Here is a 20,659-nt window from a genome sequence, read left to right as displayed (position 1 = left end):
TATGGATCCGTCGAGAGTAGATATGGCAGTCGACCTCGGTTACGGAGTGTTACTTTTCCTTGCGCTGGGGATGATGGCCGTCGTTGGCCAGTCCACAGGGATTGCCTTCGGTGTTGGGATAATCGTCTCCTACGCCCTGCACGTTGTCTGGAAGATGGCACGATTTGATCCCGAGTGGATGACTCAGGCCGTCGAAGAGACAGTCGAGCGAAGCGTCGAGGAAACTGTCGGCAAGCAAGTCGACGACTCCGTCAACGAGAGCGTCGAGACTGCAGTCGAGAAGCAGGTCGAAACGAGCGTTACCGAGTCAGTCGAGAAAAGCGTCGAGGACGCTGTGGAAAAGCAGGTTGAAACGAGCGTCACCGAATCTGTCGAGGGGACGATGGAGGACACTGTCGGTGAAACTGTCGAAGGAGCTGTCGAGGATACTGTCGGCGAAACTGTCGAGGGTGCCGTCGAAGAGACAGTTGCTGAAACGGTCGAGGACAAGGTTGAGGAGACAGTCGAGAAGACGGTCGCGGAGACTGTCGAAGGGAAGGTCGAGGACACCGTCGAAGAAACTGTCGAAGATGCTGTCGAAGGGAAGGTCGAGGACGCCGTCGAAGAAACTGTCGAAGATGCTGTCGAAGGGAAGGTCGAGGACACCGTCGAAGAAACTGTCGAAGATGCTGTTGGAGATACTGTTGAAGAGACCGTTGCAGAAACTGTCGAGAAGACCGTCGAGGAGACTGTCGAACAGAAGACCGACGATGACGGCTCAGCGGACGCCCAGAGCTGAGGGAGTCCCGTTTGCCTCGGCCCGCTCGTCCAAAAGCGGGTCGAAATATCCGGTCGAAACTGCGTTCTGGATTGCCTTGCCTCGATTATCGTCTGCAGCCGCAAGCTCGTAGGCTTCGGTCAGGCCCGTCTGCCCGGCCAGCGGCACGAGAGAGACGGAGGTTCCGGCCGGAGTGACACGGACGAGCAGGTACGCGGGTGGAAACGAAGAAACACTGGGTATCCCGACAACGTTGAGTCCCCGGTACTTCCCAGCGTACGGCCAGTGGACATGACCGGTCAAGACGAGGTCGGCACCTGCTGCAGCGAGTTCGTCGGCAACGACGCGGGCATTGTCAAGTTGGTACGACTGCTCAGGTAGCGCTTCGTCGAGTGGGTCCGGGACCGGACTGAGTGGATGATGACAGACCGCAATTCGTCTGTCTCGCTCGTCCGAGAGCGTCGTTAGCCACCGGCGTGTGGTAGGGTCGACTGCACCGCCGACTTTCGTCGTTCCATCAGTTCGTGTGCTATCGATTGCGAGAAGTTGGTACTCTCCTACCCTCTGCGCGCGGGGGAACTCCGACTGACCACACCACGCGGCAAAGGCGGTACCGTCGGGGACCGGCCCCCGGTCACCGTCGTAGGCAACGTCGTGGTTGCCAGGAACGACAATAGTTGGCTCCGGGCTCCCAGATAGAAGTCGGGTCGCGAGTTCGTACTCGGCCCACTCGCCGTCTTTTGTCAGGTCACCCGCGATGACTGTTACGTCGACGTTTCGCCGGTCGGCGTCGGCAAGCGCCGTCGCGAGGCGCTGTTCACTCCGGTGGTAGGCCTTGATCGAACCGTGAGCAGTGGGACTCAGGTGCGGGTCGGCGAGGACCGCAATAGTCGTCTCGGGGCCGCGCGGATGGTCGAATGTTGCCATCTGCTGAGGTGTATCGGTCGCCGAGAGCGCGTCACGTACCGTCTCTGGGAGCGGTTGTGCTGGCCGAGCGGGCATCGTTTGAAGCAGCGAGTGAGAGTACCAAGAACGTTTATAATAGCTGTGTAGCCACCTACAGCCGGCTCTGGAGGACGATAGAGCAATCAAGAGAGATATAGACGACGCGTTCGGTGAGTGGAAATATCGAGAATCGTCGGCGTTATGCCGAGTCCGCCCCTGGCAGTGGTAATGACAGTACGCGGCGCGATTATCGACCTCGATGGCACGGTCTACCGGGGTAAGGACCTCTGTGCCGGGGCGGCTCAGGGTATCACGAGTATCCGAGAGGCTGGACTGGACCTCCTCTTTTTCTCGAACAATCCCCTGAAAAACGGCGATGATTACGTCGAGCGCCTGACTGAGTTCGGACTCGATGTCTACCCGGGCGAGGCCTGTTCTTCTGGCGTCGTTACGACAGAGTATCTGGTCGAGAACCACCCCGACGACCAGGTATTTTGCATCGGAGCCGAGGGGCTGCGCGAGCAGTTCCGGGCCGCAGGCCTTGACGTGACGACAACCCCAACTGAGACAGAAGTGCTGGTCGCTTCCTGGACCAGCGAGTTCAATTTCGGAGACATGCGCGACGCACTGGCAGCAGTCGACGACGACACGCCGTTTCTTGGAACCGACCCCGACCGAACTTTCCCGATGGAGGATGGGATGGCAGTTCCTGGGTCCGGCGCAATCATTGGCTCGGTCGCTGCGGTTGTGGGACGGGACCCGGACGCGATTCTGGGCAAACCATCCGAGACGGCACTTCAGGCTGCACTGGACCGTCTCGGTGTCGACCCCGAAGAATGCCTCGTCGTCGGTGACCGCCTCGATACCGACCTCCGGATGGGTGATGGGGCCGGGATGACGACCGTTCTCGTTTTGTCCGGTGTCGCGGACAGAAACGATATCGAACGGAGTGATATCGAACCAGACTATGTTATCGACAGTCTCGGAGAGATCGACAGTGTCCTCGCGGCCATCGACGCGTCCGATTGAGGAGTTCCCGAAAGCAGAGTCTGTTTATGTCCTGGGGCGGTAAGGACCGATAATGGTCGAAGCAGACCCAGTGATGCGCGCCGCCAGAAACGGCTTTGGCGTGTTGATGGTCGCAATTCTGGCGCTGTGGGCGTGGCGGTTTCGCGCCGAAACTGGCCCAGATACACAGCTATTCGACCTGCTGTTGCTCGGTGGGCTGGTCTTCTGGGGCTCACAGCTGTACTACCGGCGCCAGCAGTCCTCAACAGAGTGAGCACACAGCGCAGGCCTGCTCGGAATTTCAGGTTCGTTCGGAAACGATTAACTGGCTACGCCCAGTAGGAGCGATCAAATGGCCGACGACGTCAAACCCACGCGGAAGGTCCTGATGCAAATCGAAGACCGCATCGAACTCTCCGAGCGTGGGCACGATACACTGGAAAAGAAGCGTGACGGCCTGATCATGGAGTTTATGGATATTCTCGATCAGGCCCAGGATGTTCGAGAAGACCTCGAAGCCAACTATCAGGACGCCCAGCGCGCAATCGATATCGCGCGGGCGACTGAGGGCGACGTCGCCGTTCGGGGCGCGGCGTCGGCACTGAAAGAGCATCCCGAAATTACGACCCAGTCGAAAAATATCATGGGTGTGGTCGTGCCACAGATTGAGTCGACCAAGGTCCAGAAAAACCTCCAGGAGCGCGGGTACGGTGTCCTCGGCACCAGCGCACGCATCGACGAGGCAGCGGAGGCGTACGAAGAGCTGATCGACCAGATTATTCTCGCTGCAGAGGTCGAAACGGCGATGAAGAAGATGCTCAACGAAATCGAGACGACCAAGCGCCGCGTCAACGCCCTCGAGTTCAAACTGCTGCCCGACCTGCACGAGAATCAGGAGTACATCGAGCAGAAACTCGAAGAGCAGGAGCGCGAAGAGATTTTCCGCCTGAAGAAAATCAAAGCCAAGAAAGAAGAGGAAGAACGCGAGGAGCGTGAACAGCAGCAAGAGGACGAAAAGGAGCAAGAGCCCGTCTCTGCGGACGACTGACCTGATTGCCGATACGTTTTACAGCACTCACCGTGTACGACTAGCCAATGAGCAACAGCGAGGAACTGGACGAACTCGAACGGATTCGCCAACAGAAGCGCAAAGAGCTGAAAGAACAGCGTGACGCTGGCGCGAATGCGGGGTCAGCTGCCGGAAGTAGCGAGGCCGGAGAGACACCGACCTCACCTATCGAAATAGAGGACCAGCCACACTTTCAGGAAGTGACATCGACACACGACCTCATACTCGTCGACTGTTATGCGGACTGGTGTGGGCCGTGTCAGATGATGGAGCCGACAATCGAAGCACTCGCCGCCGAGAGCGAGGCAGCAGTCGCGAAGGTGGATGTCGACCGTCACCAGCGCCTCGCCCAGCAACTCGGCGCACAGGGCGTGCCGACGCTGGTCGTCTTCGCAGATGGTGAGCCTGTCGAGCGAGTAGTAGGCGCGCAGGACCGGACAACACTGGAGCAACTTCTCCAGCGAGCGGCCTGATGCAGGGTGTCGTCCCGGCGGCGGGCGAAGGAACACGGATGCGCCCACTCACGGCCGACAAACCGAAAGGACTGGTCGAAGTAGCCGGGAAGCCACTACTGACACACGTCTTCGAGACACTACTCGAAGTGGGTGTGAGCGAACTGGTCGTCATCGTCGGCTACCGAGGCGAGCAAATCCAAGCACGATACGGCGAGTCATTCGACGGCGTACCAGTCCAGTACGTCACCCAGCAGTCCCGAGACGGACTCGCGGACGCACTGCTGGCCGCCGAGGACAAAATTACTGGTGACTTCGTTCTCCTGAACGGTGATAACGTCATCCGAGCGAACGTCGCCGAACTGGTGAACCGCCATCAGGAGACTGGTGCCGACGTGACGGCGTTGACTGAACAGGTTGCCCGCTCGGAGGCAGGCAAAGGGGCAGTCTTCGAGCTAACTGATGGGTCGATCACTGGCATTGTCGAGAAGCCCGAACAACCGCCATCGACACTCATTCCTCGGGGCTGTTACGCGTTCTCGCCAAAAATCCTCCACGCCTGTCACCTCGTGACGCCACAGCGAACCGGAGAGTACGAACTCACTGACGCCATCGACCTGCTATTGCAGGCCGGGCGGCGTCTGGAAACTGTCGAACTGGACGGCTGGTGCCAGAATGTGAATACGTCCGCCGACCGCGCGGCCGTTGCGAGTCGACTCGACGGGAGAGAGTCGTAACTGACTGCACCCCCGTGGTCGAGCCGACGATATCTTTCCTACGTGTAACATGTCGACAAATATGAACCATCTGGCGTTCAGTCGCTGTGATAGGAAGCGGTACTACTATTACAGTGCCGATATGATGTCGCCTGTATGAGACGTAGGGACTATTTGGTGCTCGCGGGTGGATCGATGACCGCAGCGATTGCAGGGTGCAGTGGGAACGACGACGATGGCTCAGACGGCGGGTCAACCGACGGGACAGCAGACGATACCGACCAGTCGGACGATGGGGGAGAGACGGACGATGGAGGGCAAACGGACGATGGAGGAGAAGAACAGCCAGCGCCGGCAGTGTTCGAGGTCAGCAACGTGTCGTTGGGTCAGGCGACGGTGGCCGCCGGGGCGTCGGTCGAACTGACAGCAACGGTTACGAACACGGGCGAACAGAGCGGGACGAAAACGGTCGAACTTCGACAGGCAGGCAACGTGGTCGCCAGCCAGGATGTGCAACTCGACGGCGGCGGCGAACAGACCGTTACGTTCGAACCGGACACCGACCTCGACCTCGGTGAGTACGAGTTTACGCTCCTGACCGAAGACAGTGAGGGGACGGCGACGCTGACCGTCGCCGAAGGCAATTTCGTCGTAGAGAACCTGTCGCCGGCGACGGCCGAAGTCCAGATTGGCGAGCAGTTGACCATCAGCGCGACGGTCGTCAACGATGGGCCGGTCGAAGACACCAAAGATGTCGAACTCCGAATCGACGGCGGAACGCTGCTCAAGCAGGAGGTGACGCTTGCGGCAGGCGCCGACCAGTCCGTCGAGTTTAGCGGCGTCGACACGAGTGGACTCTCGACCGATGTCGAACAGCACAGCGTCTGGACGCCTGATGACGAGGCAACAGGCGTGCTCACACTGCTGCCAGTCGAAACCGGACCCGGGACGCTCCAACTGAACGTTGTCGACGCAGATGGCGTCGCTATTGGCGGCGCGAGCGTCACTGGCGACGGAATCGACGAGACAACTAACAGCGATGGCGTCCTCACGCTCGAACTCGAGGCCGGAGACTACGACCTGACAATCACTTCCGGTGAGTTAGAGGCAACCCAGACCGTTACTATCGAAGCGGATGAAACGACCAGCGCGACTGTCGAACTCGCCGCCAGCGCGACCGGTGCGGTTTCATCCTTCGACGGCATCAACTCCTCCGGGTTCACGGCCTTCGCGGAAGACAACGAGTCAGGCGCCCGCGAAAACGGGATTAGCTTCCCGCCGGGCGATGTCATAATCAACGGAGACGTTTCGGATGGCGAGTGGACCTCAACCAACGTCGAATTCAAGGAACTGACAGTGAGTGGCTTCTCCGTGCAGGTCGAGGCCGTCAACGGATTTTCCGGCACCTTCGACGAGGAGGCCGGGCTGATGACCGTGGAAGGAGAACTGATGGTCACGGTCGGCGGCGACCAGAGCTTCAGTTACAGCATTGCCGCGACGACCGGCGAGAGTGGCGCACTGACCGGGTCGGCAGACTTCAACAGTGAATCGGGAACGGCAACAATCGTCGACAACGAGTACACTGTCAACGATACCACCGACGACGCCGTGCTGAACAGCGTCCTCGGCCTCCCTGTCGAGGAACCCGGTCGGGCGTGGATCGAACTCGCCATTGACTTCGACTTCCAACGGGCCTAACTGCCGCCATGGAGGTTTCCGTTGTCGTTTGTACGTACGACTCTGCTCTATTCAGCGACTTCGTCGAAGCAGTCGAAAGTCTGCTTGACCAAACGTACGACTCAGTCGAAATTATACTCGTTATAGATGGAAACGAGTCGGTCTACGAAAGCACCCAGCAAAGGTTCGCCGGGGTGGATAGCATAACAGTTATTTTAAATGAACAAAACCGGGGCTTGTCTTATAGTCGAACCCGCGGCGTGGAGCAGGCGACTGGTGATGTTATTGCATTTATCGACGACGATGCAGTTGCGGATTCCGAGTGGATCACAGAACTCGTCAAAACATACGTTCAGACCAACGCAATTGCCGTCGGTGGCCCAATGGTTCCAGAATGGGTCGCAGACAGACCGTCATATCTTCCCGAGGAGTTTTTTTGGCTTATTGGGGTAAATCATAAGCAGCCAGCAGAGGCGTTAGAAGAGGTTCGAAACACCTTCGGGTCGAATATGTCGTTCCGCTCAACAGTGTTCGAGGAGATCGGCGGATTCGACGAGAACGTAGGATTAACCGCCGACAGTCAGATTCAGGCTGATGAAACAGAGCTCGCAATCCGCATGCAACGGGCGTTTAATAAGGGCATGGTTTATCAGCCAGATGCAGTTGTTCGGCACAAAATTTTCCAGTCTCGCACCGACCCACGGTGGCTGTGCAGGCGAGCGTTCTGGCAAGGATACTCAAAGCGAATTCTCGATGAGGAAAGCCACCAGTCAGGCAGTAGTAAAGAACAAGAATTTATATCTAATCTCGTATTTTCAGGCGTTCCTCGGCGATTTAGGCGACTCGCCACAGAGAGATCGATAAAAGACATTGAGCAGTTGTGTATGTTACTTATTTTAACGACCAGCGTCGGGATGGGATATCTATTTGCAGTGGCTCAAAGATAGACAATGGCACAGACCGGTTTCAGTATTATAAATCTGTCCGCGTATGTCAGAGTTCCATAAATGGGCAAACGCTATTCGTTGAACACGTCCCGCGGCGCGTGAACTCGCTATTCGCGCGCCCTCGGGAGCGAATGTCGCTCAACTGATCATGTAGGTCGTGTTGACTGGATTAGTCGGCATGGGGTATCTCTGGGCCCTACTCTCGCGCTAGGGCGGTACGTTCAAGCCGGCGGCGATAAAACGGCGAGGTGAATGGACGACACAGGCGGCGTCTGTCTCGTGACACAGCCCCACCGAGGCCAGGTCGGGAAAGACCACGCGCACGACCTTGCAGATATCATCGCTCAGATTACGACCGTCACAGTGCTGACAGCGAATCTCCCGGCCAACGCGGCGATTCGTGACGACCACGATACCGTCGAGTTCAGTAGCGCCGGAACTGGAGAGTTCGTGCTGGTCGAAGCACTCCGATTTCTGCTGAACCAACTGCGGCTCTGTCGGATTATTACGCGCCGGGACGAGGAGTCTATCCTGTTTTTCGGAACGACGTCCTATCTACTGCCGGTCCTCTGTGGCCGCCTTCTCGGCAAGCGCGTGCTCGTGCTGCCGCGGGGAGACGTACCCCTGTCGTTACGGCTCCGCTGGGAGCAACAGCTTCCGGAACTGATTGCGCGTGTTCTCGCCGGTGCTGTCTCGGGACTCGAACGCCTCGACTACTGGCTGGCCACCGACGTAATTAGCTACACGCCAGCGATGGCTGACCAGCTCGGGCTGGAGCGATACGAGGAGAAACTGCATACGAACGGTGCTCGGTTCGTCGACACAGAGCGCTTCGACGTGTCGACGCCGTTTGCCGAGCGCGGACGAACGGTCGGCTTTGTCGGGCGGCTGGACGTGGAGAAGCGAGTGCCAGCGCTGGCGGAAGCCGCCAAGCAGTTGCCTGAAGATGTCACGTTCGTCTTCGTTGGGGACGGCGACTACCGCGACCATCTCGAACGCAAACTTGCGGCAGAAATCGAGGCTGGGGTCGTCGACGTGGTGGGCTGGGTGGACCGGGACGCTGTCCCCGAGCAGTTGAACCGACTGCGCCTGCAAATCGTCCCATCGCATCCGACAGAGGGACTACCCACTGCAATTCTCGAAGGCATGGCCTGTGGAACGCCGGCCTACGCGACGCCGGTCTCGGGCGTGCCTGACGTCGTCAGAGATGGCCAGACTGGATTTCTGATGGTCGACGATGACGGTGCCGCCATCGCCGAGGAAATACAGCAGATACTCGACCGAGCCGACCTCGAAGAAATCAGCGAGCGCTGTCGCGAGACCATCACCGAAGAGTACAGCTTCGAGGGCGCAGTTCGGCGGTGGCGTGGGATTCTGACAGGCTCGTAGCCCAATCGGCGGAGTTTATGTCCCGTGAGACGCACTAATAGGTGTGCGAGGAATTTTCTCTTCAGACGGGTGGGCAGCAGACTCGGTACCAGACCAGTCCGGACAGACAGTGATAGTCACCGGTGCAAACTCCGGACTTGGCTTCGAGGCGACGAAGGTGCTGGCCGGGAAAGGCGCTCACGTCGTACTGGCCTGCCGCAGCGTCGAACGCGGGGAAGACGCACGGGATTCCATCCGTGAAGAATTCCCCGCCGCGTCGCTATCTGTCCGTGAACTCGACCTGGCTAGCCTGGCGTCAATCCGTTCGTTCGCCGAGACGTTCACCGATGAGTACGACTCGCTGGATATCCTCTGTAACAACGCGGGTGTGATGGCAATTCCGCGCCAGGAGACCGAAGATGGCTTCGAGATGCAGTTCGGGGTCAACCATCTCGGACACTTTGCGCTGACGGGACTGCTGCTCGACACGCTCGAATCGACGAGCGGGCAGGCCCGAGTCGTGACCCACAGCAGTGGCGCTCACGAACGTGGTCGTATCGACTTCGACGACCTCCATTCGGAGGACTCGTACGCCAAATGGGGTGCCTACGGCCAGAGTAAACTCGCGAATCTGCTGTTCGCCTACGAACTCGACAGGCGACTGAACGACGCCGGCTCAAACGTGCTCAGCACGGCCTGTCACCCTGGCTACGCGGACACCAACCTGCAGCGCCGTGGCCCCGAACAGTCCGGCTCACGGCTGCGGCTGGCGGGGATGAAACTCGCGAACTTCGTGTTGGCCCAATCCGCCGAAGCCGGTGCACTCCCGCTTCTGTACGCTGCAACAGACGAGAGTATCGAAGGCGGGGAGTACGTCGGTCCGGGCGGGTTCGTAAACATGCGGGGCACACCCGAGATTCAACAGTCCAACGAGCGGTCCCGTGACGAGGAAACAGCCGAGCGTCTCTGGACCGTCTCCGAGGAACAGACGGGCGTCAAATACAACCTCTAACAGACACGAACGGAGCGGTCCAGTACCGGACGTTCGGCTCATATAAGCGCTTCTTACAGGAGAGAGTCAGTAGCTAGCTGGACGATTCCAATGAGTCTCGATGACCCCGACCCGCGTCGACAGTACACCTGTCTGGCCTGTGAAGACACGCTTGCCCAGTTCCACACCGAGTGTCCGAGTTGTGGCGGACAGTCATTCAGAACCGCCGCAAGGAAGCCTGACAGCACACCCACGACCCCGATCCAGCGGGTCGCACTGGCCACGGCCCCATTGAATCCGTACGTCCCAAGATGAGCCACAATATCCCATGGAAGAGCTATATAGAAATATATCTATCAAAATATAGATTCAGATAGGGATATATACCAATTAGTACAGTATTTACGTTCAACAGCCATCGCTACAGCTAATGACGGAGCTCAACTCCGAGGCGTCATCAACAGCATCACGACGGAAGTTTCTGACAGCGGCCGCGGGCGCCGCAGGTGCGCTGGCGCTTGCTGGTTGTACAGAATCATCAACCGCTGATGATGGCAGCAAAAGCATCACCATCACCGGGTCCAGTACCGTGTATCCGTTGATGAGTGCCATCGCCGGGGAGTACGCAGCAGAAAACCAAAATATCAAGCCAACGGTCAACCGTACCGGGTCGGGTGGCGGGTTCTCGAATCACTTCTGTGTCGGTAACTCCGATTTCAACAACGCGAGCCGCCCAATCCAGCCCGCAGAGCAGGACAAATGTGGCGAAAACGACGTCGAGTACGTCGAACTCACGCTCGCAACGGACGCGCTGACTATCGTTGTCGACGAAGACAGCTTCGTCGACTGTCTCACCGTCGAAGAGCTGGCACGGGTCTGGGAATCTGACTCGGCAGCAACGTGGGACGAGGTTGCCGACCGGTTCCCGAACGAGCCAATCGACCGCTTCGGCGCGTCTGATACCTCTGGAACCTACGATTATTTGATCGAGAACATTCAGGGCGAGGAGCGAGGCCACACGAGCGACTACACCGCGACCGAGCAGGATAACCAGATTGCCCAGGGTGTCAAAGGCAGCGAGAACGGCGTCGGCTACTTCGGCTTCGCGTACTTCTTCCAGAACCCAGACGGACTCAAGGCAGTCGGCATCGACAGCGGCGACGGCTGTGTGAAACCGTCGCTGGAAACAGCCCGGACCGGCGAGTACCAGCCGCTCACTCGGTCGCTGTACACCTATCCGTCGATGGAGGCACTTGGCAAGGAGTATATCGCAGATTTCGCTCGCTATGTAGTCGGGGAGACCACCAATGAGGAACTGGTCGCCGAAAATGTCGGATACGTTCCGCTCAGCGACGCAGTCCAGGAAGAACAGATGCAGAAACTTGAAGACGCAATCGAGCAAGCAAACTAGGTGAGTATGTACGACTGCCTTGACCACGCCGGGCAAGCGCCTCGATTGCGAGCGAATCGGGGTGACGGGCCGTGAGCAGCGAATCTGAGAGCCCAGACCTGACACGTGAGTCTGGCCTCAACCAACTCATTGAAGCAACCTCCACCGGCGTGTTCGCACTCTGTGCGGCGGTCACACTAGTGACGACAGTCGCGATTTTTGTGACGCTAGTCGGACCTGCTATCGAGTTTTTCTCGAATGTCTCGGTCATGGACTTTCTGACCGGGACGGCGTGGAGCCCCAATCCCGCCGGCGGGTCGCTGGCGTTCGGAATCGTCCCGTTGATTATCGGTACGCTGACCGTGACGATTATGGCGGGGTTCATCGCCATTCCAATCGGGACCCTCACTGCGGTCTATCTCTCTGAGTACGCGACAGGCCGGATTCGTGCCATTCTGAAACCGATGCTCGAAATTCTGGCCGGCGTGCCCACGGTCATCTACGGCTACTTCGCGTTCGTGTACGTGACGCCGGCATTGCAGGCGACGTTTTTCCCGAACCTGGGGACGTTCAACGCACTCTCGGCGTCACTGATGATCGGTATCATGACGATTCCGATGGTGTCCTCGATTAGTGAGGACGCGATGAGTGCTGTGCCCGACCGACTTCGGAACGCGAGCTATGGACTCGGCGCGACGAAATACGAGGTCTCGACATCGGTTGTCATCCCAGCGTCGGTCTCGGGTATCGTCTCGTCGTATATTTTAGCTATTTCGCGGGCGATTGGCGAGACGATGATTGTCGTCGTTGCGATGGGGTCACAGGCCAATATGCCGGACGTTCAGAGCACACTCCTCGGGATTCCATACATCCATCCGGCAGACGTATTGCTCCAGGACGGCGCGACAATCACTGTCGCAATGGTGAACATTGCCGTGAGCGACCTGACCGGCGGAACGCTCCCCTACAAGGCGATGTTCGCGCTCGGATTGGCGCTGTTTCTCATCACGCTGTTACTGAACGTGGTCAGTGATATGATTGCAAAACGGTACCGTGAGGTGTACTGAGATGGCGACAGAATCAGCAGGAAATCAGTTCGGACGGGTGAGTCGACTCAAAGGGCAGCTATTCGAGTCAGTGACATTCGTCGCGTCGGTGACAGGCATCGTTGCCCTCGCTGCACTGCTCACCTACGTTACAATCGACGCGTTCGACCTCGAAGCGGCCAGCCCCGAGTGGTTGCTCGTCTATTTCTTCACCCTAGTTGTGCCCTATATTGGATTTTGTCTGTACGAAACGAACCACCTAATCAAGCGGAGGGCACTGGGAACCCTCGGCGTCGGGCTCGTAGTAATTGCAGTGACGTTTACTGCCATTGAGACAGTCATTCGTCCGATTCCGGGGATGACGTGGCAACTCATCTATCTGTTTCTCGTCGTCGTTCCAGTGGTCGGGTACGTCACTGTCGTCGGTAGCAATACACCGACCGGAAGCGTTGGCTTCGGCCTGTTGGGCCGGCTTGTTGGCGGTGCGGCGCTGGGTGCCTGGATTCTCGTTATTTTCGTCGTCTTCGACCTTCAGATGTACTTTCTCGTCTACACCTTTGGATTGTTGCCGGCCGCAGTCCTGGGATATGCGCTCCAGCACTGGGAACTTATCGCTCGGGCCCTTGGCGAAAGCTCGGGGACTGAGCTGATCAACCGACTACTCATCTTGGTCGTCGGCATAGTTGGCACGGTTGCTGCTGTGAGTCTGCGCGGGAGTGTTCCAACGTATCCAACAGATCTCATCATCCTCACGTGGTCGCTGGTTTTGCCAGTTGTAGCGTTGACCGCACTGTTGACAGCCAGGCAGTACGACCTCCGAACGGGTCTCGCGGTCGGAGCAGTCGTGTTGGCCATCGCGCTCGGCGGTGGCTTCGGGCTCTCTACCGTGGCTGCAACGCAGCGGTCGGCCGTGCTGTTGCTGCTGGGCGTGGCCGTGCCAACTGTGACATATCTCAACCGCACGTTCCGCACCAGTGAGGGTCGAGCGGGGCTTGGCCTTCCAGTACTGCTCATCGCCGGCGCGCTCGGTGGGGCTGTCCTCGTGCAAGCACTGGGTGTACAATCACCGGACCCGTGGCTCGACCTCTCGTATATCACCGGGACACCCACGACACAGACCACACAGGCTCGCAGTGCAGGACTGTTCCCGGCTATTGTCGGTTCGATTTTGCTCATCACGCTGACCGCACTCATCTCGTTCGTGCTCGGCGTCGGAACTGCTGTGTTCCTCGAAGAGTACACGAGAGACGCCGGAGCAATCGGTGCAGTCTCGCGGCTCATTCAGGTTAACATCGCGAACCTCGCCGCCGTTCCGTCGGTGGTCTACGGGCTGCTGGGGCTGGCGGTGTTCGTCAATATAGCAGGGTTCGGTGTTGGCACGGCAATCAGTGCGTCGCTTACACTGTCACTGCTAATTCTGCCGATTACGGTCATCTCGGCACAGGAAGCGATTCGGTCTGTTCCGGACGACCACCGCGATGGCTCGCTGGCAATGGGTGCAACGCGCTGGCAGACGACGAAAAACGTCGTGCTGCCGGAAGCGATGCCGGGGATTCTCACTGGCATTATCCTCGCACTGGGTCGAGCGATCGGTGAAACCGCGCCGCTGATTATGATTGGGATGGCGACGATTGCGTTCAGTCCACCCTCGGGCCTGTTCAGCCAGTTGAACGCGATGCCGATGCTGATTTTCTCGTGGGCGAACAACCCCTCGGCCGAGTTCCGGTTTGGCGTCGTCGCCGCTGGTGTGTTGACCCTTCTGGGCGTGCTGCTGGCGATGAACGCGACGGCGATCATCATCCGCAACAAGTACGAGCAAGGCGCGTGACCTCCTCCCCGTCGTGAACGACGGGGCTTCCCGAACCGCACCGAAGCGTTGGGATATTTACCGGTTTACCGTCGGACCTGTTCTTGTGGGAGTATCTCACCCGTTGATTTCTCGAACAGGCGGACCGATGGCTGGGCCAGACAGCCGTTACTCCTATCCTTCGCAGGACTCGGAGTTACCGTCACTCGCATATTCTCAGCCGCATTCAAATCACTATTCGCAACTAATTCACACTCCTCACAGACGTACAAGCCACGCTCAACACGGTTCGAATCGGCTTTCATACCGCACCCACAGCAGGTTATTGACGTAGCCAGTTCGTACTCATCAACCCGCTCAACCTCAATCCCACGTTCTTCAGCCTTGTACTCAATGTGACTGAGCAGTGTGTCAAACGCCCAGTCGTGCAGGCGTTTGTTCCCGTGCCTGCCCCAATCTTCATCAGCTCGAATGTTCTTCGGATGACCAACCGCTATCGTGCCAACATTACGGGAAGCGCACTGCTCAATAATGTCTTTCGAGAGGGCGTGCAGAAAGTGAGTTTGTCGTCGGGATTTCTTCTGTCGTGCCCAGTCAGCATGGTTACTGGGACCGTTCTCACCTTCCGTGCCGTACTCTTCCTGCCGAAAGTAGTGAGCGTCTTCTTTCAGGGCGTTGCCCGGATACAGCAGTGTTTCGTCACCGACAGAGACAGCCGCCGTGTTGCAGATGCCGAGATCAACACCAGCTGTCTTCTCACTTGAGGAATCAGCGGCGTCAATACTGACTTTGCAGACGAAATGCAGTTCCCAGTGGTCGCCGTTCCAGACGATGCGGACCTGTTGTACGTCTTCTACGTCGGTCAGGTCAACGTCTGGTCCGGTTTCATATTCACAAATGATGAAATCACTCCATCCGTCTTTCAAGTTCTTGCCCTTGGAGAGGCGGACCTGTTGGTGTTTCGTGTCGAGTTTAAAGCCGTCTTCTTTGAACGTAACAGTTGAGCGTGGTCGTTCATCACCGTCTTTGCGGTAGCCCGGTGGGTTAGCGTCTGGGTCGTCTTGTTTGTACCATGACTGGAAAGCGCCAGACAATTCTTCTACGATTGCCTGACTTGACTGCGAGTTCAAATCTTTCCAGCACCGTTGGTTTTTCATGTAGGACTTCAGCGGACCTTCATCTGGAATTTCTCCGGTATGATCCCAGATGCGGCTGATTGTCCACCGAGCAACGTTGAAGATCTTACTGCCAGAACGACCAAGTGAATCGAAGTCACAGACAATACCCTCACGGTCGTTCGTGAGTGACGCGGTGATGGTACGTGTCGTGACCAGATTCACCACACATAGCCCATGATAGCAGAGTGATTTAACGGTTGCGATTCAAGTGTTGAATATCCTGTCAGCAGAAACAGTGTCGGTATTTCACCAGAGTTGACGCGATTCACTCCCGCCGTGAACGGCGGGATTCTCTCGCTGAATCAAGATAGGACCCGCAGCCGCTGATTCAGATTTGCGAACTACAACCGCTCAGGGCTGGCGTTCAGGCGGTGACCCCCAGAGGCGTGCCTGTTCGAGTCTGCGGTCTGGGAGCGGCCCAGTCACACCGAATCGGACGCGATAGAGAACAAATCCGAAACCCATTCCAAACAGCAGCGTTGCCGACGGCGTCGCGACGACACCCTGTCCGACGAGCAAGGCCACGCCAACAGCGGTGAACATAGCGCAGGCGAGCACGAGTGACATCGGCCTGGTTCTGTTGATGAATGCGAGAACGCGAGTGTGTTCTGCGACGTACAGCGTGGTGACGAAGGCGAACAGTCCTGTTCCAGCGATGAGCATTCCATCGAGCGAGCGTGGCGTCCCCCGAGCCAAGACGCCGAAGACAACTGCAGCGAACCCGAGGGAAAAATCCACCCACAGTGCTCGCCGTCGTGCCGTACCCATTGCCTGTGCTAGGTACGAGAGGTAAATAAGACTGCCCTGCTACTTCCCGGACGTGGCCCCACCGTCGGCCGACTCTGTCTCTTCTTCGTCCGCCTCGCTGTCAGTGTCACGGTAGCGACTGGCGTACGTGTAGGTCGCCAGTAGGGTTACGAGCCAGATCACGGCCCCGACCCTGACCGCGAACAGTGCCCGGTCAGGCCACGTAGGCAACTCAGCAAACACCGAGAGAATCGTCACGACAGGCGTGCCGATGAAAATCGTCGAGATGAACGTCACCTGCATTACCCACCCGTAGTCGACTCCATCGGGGTCTGACGTGCGTACCTCTGGGCTCACAACTGCCGCTAGGACAGGGGGCGATAAGCAACTGGTGGTTTCGGGCCGCTCCCAAGCACATATATTCTGTCGGAGAAAATTCCGAGTATGCCAAGCGTGCAGGAGATTCGAGCGAGTCCCGGCGGGGAACCGATCACCATGGTGACAGCCTACGACGCCGTCACCGCGACGCTGGTCGAGGAGGCTGGCGTCGATATCGCGCTGATCGGCGACAGCATGGGCAACGCTGTGCTGGGCTACGACGACACCCTCCCTGTCACTGTCGAAGAGGTTGCCTCGCGTACGGGCGCGGTCGCACGCGGGACAGATGACACACTCGTCGTCGCAGATATGCCATTTCTCTCCTTTGGGACGGACCTCCAGACGAGCGTCGAGAACTGCGGCCGGATGGTCAAAGAGGAAGGGGCCAACGCGGTCAAAATCGAGAGCGGTGAGCACACGATCGAGTTGACCGAACGACTGACCGACATCGGAATTCCCGTCGTGGCACACGTCGGACTGACACCACAGAGCGTCAACCAGACCGGATACACCCGGCAGGGGACGGACCCAGAAGCGGCCAAGCGAATCGCACGACTCGCGCGCGAACACGAAGCGGCCGGCGCATTCGCCTGCATTCTCGAACACATCCCGTCGAATCTGGCCGCCGAGATCACTGACGAGCTCTCGATTCCGACCATCGGTATCGGGGCTGGCTCGGACTGCGACGGACAGGTGCTCGTCATCAACGATATTCTCGGCCTCTCCGACCGGACACCACCGTTTGCCAAGTCCTTCGGAAATGTCCGCGAGGAGATGTCCGCCGCAATCGGCGAGTACGTCGACGCCGTCGAAGACGGAGAGTTCCCGGCAGACGAACACAGCCACGTCGCCGAGGAACTCGACGAACTGTACTGAGCTTTACAGTCCTGCGTGGTAGAGTTGTAGTATGACGCTATATGACCACATTTCTGACCTTGGTCTGCAATTAGATGACTACGACCTCGAACTCCTCGAACGTGATACCTCCAGTGACTTCGTCCGCACCTCGACAGTGATTTCGCTCCACGGCGACGGCGAGACAGGCCGCGGCGAGGACGTAACCTACGACAGCGAGCCACACTACGAACTCGTCGACGACCCGCCAGACCTGCCGCTTGAGAACGTCGAGACGTTCGCGGACGTTTCCGAACTCATCGGCGAGACCGACCTCTTCGTCGGCGACCCACCCAAAGACGACATCTACCGCTCCTATCGCCGGTGGGGATTCGAGAGCGCCGCGCTGGACCTCGCGCTAACACAGGCCGGAACCGACCTCGCGACACAACTGGGCCAGGAGTACGACTCAGTTCGGTTCATCGCGAGTACGCGCCTCGGCGAGCCACCGACGACCGACCGCGTCGACAACCTTCTCGCAGACAATCCAGATATCGAGTTCAAACTCGACCCAACCTCGGAGTGGACCCAGGAGATTGTCGACCACCTCGCAGCGACTGGTGCCGTCCGGACGCTCGACCTCAAAGGCACCTACGAAGGAACTGATGTCGACCAGTCTGGCGACCCGGAGCTGTACGCGATGTTGCTTGAAGCGTTCCCGGAGGCTGTCATCGAAGACCCCGACCTCACGCCAGAGACACGACCGCTGTTCGACGGTGAGGAGGACCGTGTCTCCTGGGATGCGATAATTACTGGGGTCGGGAGCGTCGAGAACCTGCCGTTCGAGCCAGAGTGGCTCAACATCAAGCCCTCTCGGTTCGGCTCGGTCGAGTCCGTGTTAGCGACTATCGAGTACTGCCGAGAGCGCTCGATTAGGATGTACGGCGGCGGTCAGTTCGAGCTGGGTGTCGGTCGACAACACCTCCACGCGCTGGCCTCGCTATTTTACCCCAACTCACCGAACGACGTCGCGCCGGGAGTGTACAACGACCCCGACCCCGAGTCGGGGTTGCCCCGGAGTCCGCTTACTCCACCAGCACAGCCAACAGGCTTCGAGTGGTCCTGAGTCTGATTTACCCGCCCCACTCATATCGTCGCGAATCCGGACAAGCCACTCGTCGAACCGCCTCTGGCAGGTCGGGGCCTCGTCGAGGTGGTCCATGAATCCTGCGCCGGGGTCGGTGAGTTCCGCGGCACAGAATGGGCAGTAATCAGGATTTGTCCACGGCTCGGAATCCGGCGGTGGGTGTGTGTCGGTCGACATATACTCGACTGTCGACGACAGAGGGAATCACAGTTTTGGCGAGGTAGTTGCGGGAATCGTGAACCGTCAAAGGACTGTTTGAGTCTCCGTGAGCCCCTTTTAATCGGGGAACGGTGTTGTACGTATGAACGAGCGAATTGGTCCCGCTTCTACCGTGCTCTCGCGTGCCGCCTTCGGCGCCGCCGAGCGGATTGGCTTCTGGGGGACGGTCTTCCTTCCCGCGACGTACCTCCCCGTCCTCTACGGTCTCGACGAACAGCTGAAACTCCCGACGCTGGCAGTACTCGTGACGCTGAACGTGCTGTGCCTCCTTGCCGGACGACGACATCTGAACTAACAATGCCCTCCCACAACGCAGCAAAGACAGATGCCTCCGACGACGAAGCGCTCACGCCGAAAGCTCGACAGTTGCTCGCGTATCTCGACAACGAGGTCGAGAGCGAATCCTACCTCAAGAGTCGGTTTATCGCGCAGGACATCGACCTCTCGTCGAAGGAGGTCGGTGCGATGATGGCGAAACTACAGAACTCGGCAGTCGGACTGACAATCGAGAAGTGGGGATACACAAACGGAACGACGTGGCGAATCCGAGCCGAATAAGAAAGCGCCGGTCAGTCGTCGGCAGTGACTTCGACCGACTCGTCTTCGGTGTAGTATTTCTCGATGTTCTCCTCGTCGACACGGTTGAGTTCGTCTTTTGGGAGCATCGAGAGCAGGTCCCACCCGACGTTGAGCGTCTCGTCGATGTCGCGGTTGGTGTCGTACCCCTGCTGGACGAACTCTTCTTCGAAGCGGTCCGCGAAGTCGAGATACTTGTTGTCTCGCTCGGAGAGTGCTTCGCGACCGACGATGTTGACCAGATCACGAAGGTCCTCACCCTCGGCGTAGGCGGCGTAAATTTGGTCAGAGACGCCACCGTGGTCGCCACGGGTCAGTCCCTCGCCAATCCCGTCGTCCATCAGCCGTGAGAGGCTGGGCAGGACGTTGACCGGCGGCTGGACACCCTGACTGTTGAGGTCACGGTCGACCATAATCTGGCCCTCCGTGATGTAGCCTGTCAGGTCCGGAATCGGGTGCGTGATGTCGTCGCTGGGCATCGTCAGGATTGGGATCTGGGTGACAGAGCCATCCTCGCCCTTGATTCGACCGGCCCGCTCGTACAGCGACGCAAGGTCGGTGTACATGTAACCGGGGTAACCACGTCGGCCCGGAACCTCCTCGCGTGCCGCACCGATCTCACGCAGGGCCTCACAGTAGTTGGTCATGTCCGTCAGGATGACCAGCACGTGATACCCTTTGTCGAAGGCGAGATACTCCGCGGTGGTGAGTGCGAGTCGCGGCGTGACCGTCCGCTCGACTGCAGGGTCGTCCGCGAGGTTCATGAAGACGACCGAGCGTTCGAGTGCGCCCGTACGCTCGAAGTCGTCCATGAACTCGTTTGCTTCTTCGGCGGTGATTCCCATTGCGCCGAAGATGACTGCGAACTCGCTTTCCTCTTCGTCCTCGCCGGCGTCCTCTGGGACAGTTGCCTGTCGGGCAATCTGGAGTGCGAGGTCGTTGTGCGGAAGGCCCGAACCCGAGAAAATCGGGAGCTTCTGGCCTCGAACCAGCGTGTTCATGCCGTCGATGGCCGACACACCAGTCTGGATGAACTCCTCGGGATACTCCCGGGAGTATGGGTTGATTGCTGCACCGACAATGTCACGACGCTCGTCCGGAACGATATCCGGGCCGTCGTCGATTGGGTTCCCAGAGCCGTCGAGCACCCGTCCGAGCAGGTCCTCGGTAACGGGCATTTTCATCGTTTCGCCGAGGAATCGAACCGAGGACTTGCGGTCGATGCCGCCGGTTCCCTCGAAGGTCTGAATGGCAACGGTGCCACTCGAGGAGTCGAGCACCTGTCCACGGCGGATTTCGCCGTCGGCAGTCTCGATCTCCACGATCTCGTCGTAGCCGACGGGCTCGTCGACTTCGGCGAAGACCAGCGGTCCGCTGATTTCCGTGATAGTTTGGTATTCTTTCATT

Annotated in this window: 24 protein-coding genes; 18 read left to right on the top strand and 6 right to left on the bottom strand. The window is 58.6% G+C overall.

The window, feature by feature from the left end:
* The first annotated feature begins 22 nt into the window (after nt 1-22).
* On the top strand, nt 23-778 hold the full coding sequence (locus ACMGFM_RS02075; protein ID WP_436900673.1) for a hypothetical protein: 756 nt from the start codon (nt 23-25) through the stop codon (nt 776-778).
* Here the strand turns inward: ACMGFM_RS02075 and ACMGFM_RS02070 are convergent.
* Nucleotides 758-1,759, bottom strand: coding sequence for a metallophosphoesterase family protein (locus ACMGFM_RS02070; RefSeq protein ID WP_436900672.1), 1,002 nt, complete (start codon nt 1,757-1,759; stop codon nt 758-760). The two genes, ACMGFM_RS02075 and ACMGFM_RS02070, sit on opposite strands and share 21 nt — an antisense overlap.
* Before the next feature lie 171 nt (nt 1,760-1,930).
* Between ACMGFM_RS02070 and ACMGFM_RS02065 the strand changes: the two genes are divergently transcribed.
* From ACMGFM_RS02065 to pstA, 13 genes are all read left to right on the top strand, one after another.
* On the top strand, nt 1,931-2,731 hold the full coding sequence (locus ACMGFM_RS02065; RefSeq protein ID WP_436900671.1) for an HAD-IIA family hydrolase: 801 nt from the start codon (nt 1,931-1,933) through the stop codon (nt 2,729-2,731).
* Between the two features lie 52 nt (nt 2,732-2,783).
* On the top strand, nt 2,784-2,984 hold the full coding sequence (locus ACMGFM_RS02060; RefSeq protein WP_436900670.1) for a hypothetical protein: 201 nt from the start codon (nt 2,784-2,786) through the stop codon (nt 2,982-2,984).
* A gap of 78 nt (nt 2,985-3,062) precedes the next feature.
* Nucleotides 3,063-3,758, top strand: a complete 696-nt coding sequence (locus ACMGFM_RS02055; RefSeq protein ID WP_436900669.1) for a V-type ATP synthase subunit D — start codon at nt 3,063-3,065, stop codon at nt 3,756-3,758.
* Between the two features lie 47 nt (nt 3,759-3,805).
* Nucleotides 3,806-4,252, top strand: a complete 447-nt coding sequence (trxA, locus tag ACMGFM_RS02050; protein ID WP_436900668.1) for a thioredoxin — start codon at nt 3,806-3,808, stop codon at nt 4,250-4,252.
* Nucleotides 4,252-4,968, top strand: coding sequence for a sugar phosphate nucleotidyltransferase (locus ACMGFM_RS02045; RefSeq protein ID WP_436900667.1), 717 nt, complete (start codon nt 4,252-4,254; stop codon nt 4,966-4,968). The genes trxA and ACMGFM_RS02045 overlap by 1 nt, the downstream gene beginning before the upstream one ends.
* Before the next feature lie 135 nt (nt 4,969-5,103).
* A complete protein-coding gene (locus tag ACMGFM_RS02040; RefSeq protein WP_436900666.1) occupies nt 5,104-6,645 on the top strand; it encodes a CARDB domain-containing protein in 1,542 nt (513 codons plus the stop codon).
* A gap of 8 nt (nt 6,646-6,653) precedes the next feature.
* Entirely contained in the window at nt 6,654-7,571 is a 918-nt protein-coding gene (gene aglG, locus ACMGFM_RS02035) for a glucosyl-dolichyl phosphate glucuronosyltransferase (protein ID WP_436900665.1), read from the top strand.
* Between the two features lie 252 nt (nt 7,572-7,823).
* Nucleotides 7,824-8,960: a glycosyltransferase family 4 protein gene (locus ACMGFM_RS02030; RefSeq protein ID WP_436900664.1), complete on the top strand. Its 1,137-nt coding sequence runs from the start codon at nt 7,824-7,826 to the stop codon at nt 8,958-8,960.
* Nucleotides 8,961-9,012: 52 nt separating this feature from the next.
* The gene (locus ACMGFM_RS02025; protein WP_436901727.1) at nt 9,013-9,951 is read left to right on the top strand and encodes an oxidoreductase; all 939 of its coding nucleotides are present in this window, start codon (nt 9,013-9,015) and stop codon (nt 9,949-9,951) included.
* Between the two features lie 90 nt (nt 9,952-10,041).
* Nucleotides 10,042-10,245 carry a hypothetical protein gene (locus ACMGFM_RS02020; protein ID WP_436900663.1) on the top strand — a complete coding sequence of 68 codons (204 nt, stop codon included), beginning with the start codon at nt 10,042-10,044 and terminating at the stop codon, nt 10,243-10,245.
* A 115-nt stretch (nt 10,246-10,360) separates the two neighbouring features.
* On the top strand, nt 10,361-11,341 hold the full coding sequence (locus ACMGFM_RS02015) for a PstS family phosphate ABC transporter substrate-binding protein (protein WP_436900662.1): 981 nt from the start codon (nt 10,361-10,363) through the stop codon (nt 11,339-11,341).
* Between the two features lie 71 nt (nt 11,342-11,412).
* A complete protein-coding gene (pstC, locus tag ACMGFM_RS02010) occupies nt 11,413-12,387 on the top strand; it encodes a phosphate ABC transporter permease subunit PstC (protein ID WP_436900661.1) in 975 nt (324 codons plus the stop codon).
* A gap of 1 nt (nt 12,388) precedes the next feature.
* Nucleotides 12,389-14,194, top strand: coding sequence for a phosphate ABC transporter permease PstA (pstA, locus tag ACMGFM_RS02005; protein WP_436900659.1), 1,806 nt, complete (start codon nt 12,389-12,391; stop codon nt 14,192-14,194).
* A gap of 65 nt (nt 14,195-14,259) precedes the next feature.
* Here pstA and ACMGFM_RS02000 read toward each other — a convergent pair whose 3' ends face one another.
* The 3 genes from ACMGFM_RS02000 to ACMGFM_RS01990 form a co-directional block, all read right to left on the bottom strand.
* Entirely contained in the window at nt 14,260-15,516 is a 1,257-nt protein-coding gene (locus tag ACMGFM_RS02000) for an RNA-guided endonuclease InsQ/TnpB family protein (protein ID WP_436900658.1), read from the bottom strand.
* A gap of 186 nt (nt 15,517-15,702) precedes the next feature.
* Nucleotides 15,703-16,119 (bottom strand): hypothetical protein, encoded by a 417-nt coding sequence (locus ACMGFM_RS01995; RefSeq protein WP_436900657.1) that lies wholly within the window; start codon nt 16,117-16,119, stop codon nt 15,703-15,705.
* A 39-nt stretch (nt 16,120-16,158) separates the two neighbouring features.
* The gene (locus ACMGFM_RS01990) at nt 16,159-16,455 is read right to left on the bottom strand and encodes a DUF5822 domain-containing protein (protein ID WP_436900656.1); all 297 of its coding nucleotides are present in this window, start codon (nt 16,453-16,455) and stop codon (nt 16,159-16,161) included.
* Between the two features lie 87 nt (nt 16,456-16,542).
* Here ACMGFM_RS01990 and panB point away from each other — a divergent pair, with 87 nt between their 5' ends.
* Nucleotides 16,543-17,352 carry a 3-methyl-2-oxobutanoate hydroxymethyltransferase gene (gene panB / locus ACMGFM_RS01985; RefSeq protein WP_436900655.1) on the top strand — a complete coding sequence of 270 codons (810 nt, stop codon included), beginning with the start codon at nt 16,543-16,545 and terminating at the stop codon, nt 17,350-17,352.
* Between the two features lie 31 nt (nt 17,353-17,383).
* On the top strand, nt 17,384-18,436 hold the full coding sequence (locus ACMGFM_RS01980; protein WP_436900654.1) for a hypothetical protein: 1,053 nt from the start codon (nt 17,384-17,386) through the stop codon (nt 18,434-18,436).
* Here the strand turns inward: ACMGFM_RS01980 and ACMGFM_RS01975 are convergent.
* Nucleotides 18,326-18,634 carry a DUF7501 family protein gene (locus tag ACMGFM_RS01975; protein ID WP_436900652.1) on the bottom strand — a complete coding sequence of 103 codons (309 nt, stop codon included), beginning with the start codon at nt 18,632-18,634 and terminating at the stop codon, nt 18,326-18,328. The genes ACMGFM_RS01980 and ACMGFM_RS01975 overlap by 111 nt on opposite strands.
* Nucleotides 18,635-18,758: 124 nt before the next feature.
* Here ACMGFM_RS01975 and ACMGFM_RS01970 point away from each other — a divergent pair, with 124 nt between their 5' ends.
* On the top strand, nt 18,759-18,971 hold the full coding sequence (locus tag ACMGFM_RS01970) for a DUF8028 family protein (RefSeq protein ID WP_436900650.1): 213 nt from the start codon (nt 18,759-18,761) through the stop codon (nt 18,969-18,971).
* Nucleotides 18,972-18,973: 2 nt separating this feature from the next.
* A complete protein-coding gene (locus ACMGFM_RS01965) occupies nt 18,974-19,234 on the top strand; it encodes a DUF7123 family protein (RefSeq protein WP_436900649.1) in 261 nt (86 codons plus the stop codon).
* A gap of 11 nt (nt 19,235-19,245) precedes the next feature.
* Here ACMGFM_RS01965 and ACMGFM_RS01960 read toward each other — a convergent pair whose 3' ends face one another.
* Nucleotides 19,246-20,658, bottom strand: coding sequence for an ATP synthase subunit B (locus tag ACMGFM_RS01960; protein WP_436900646.1), 1,413 nt, complete (start codon nt 20,656-20,658; stop codon nt 19,246-19,248).
* Nucleotide 20,659: the final 1 nt, after the last annotated feature.

This window comes from Halovenus halobia (assembly GCF_051414135.1).
In the GTDB taxonomy this organism is placed as follows: Archaea; Halobacteriota; Halobacteria; order Halobacteriales; family Haloarculaceae; genus Halovenus; species Halovenus halobia.
The sequence above is the reverse complement of the archived record's forward strand: the minus strand, read 5'-3'. Positions and strand labels throughout refer to the sequence as shown.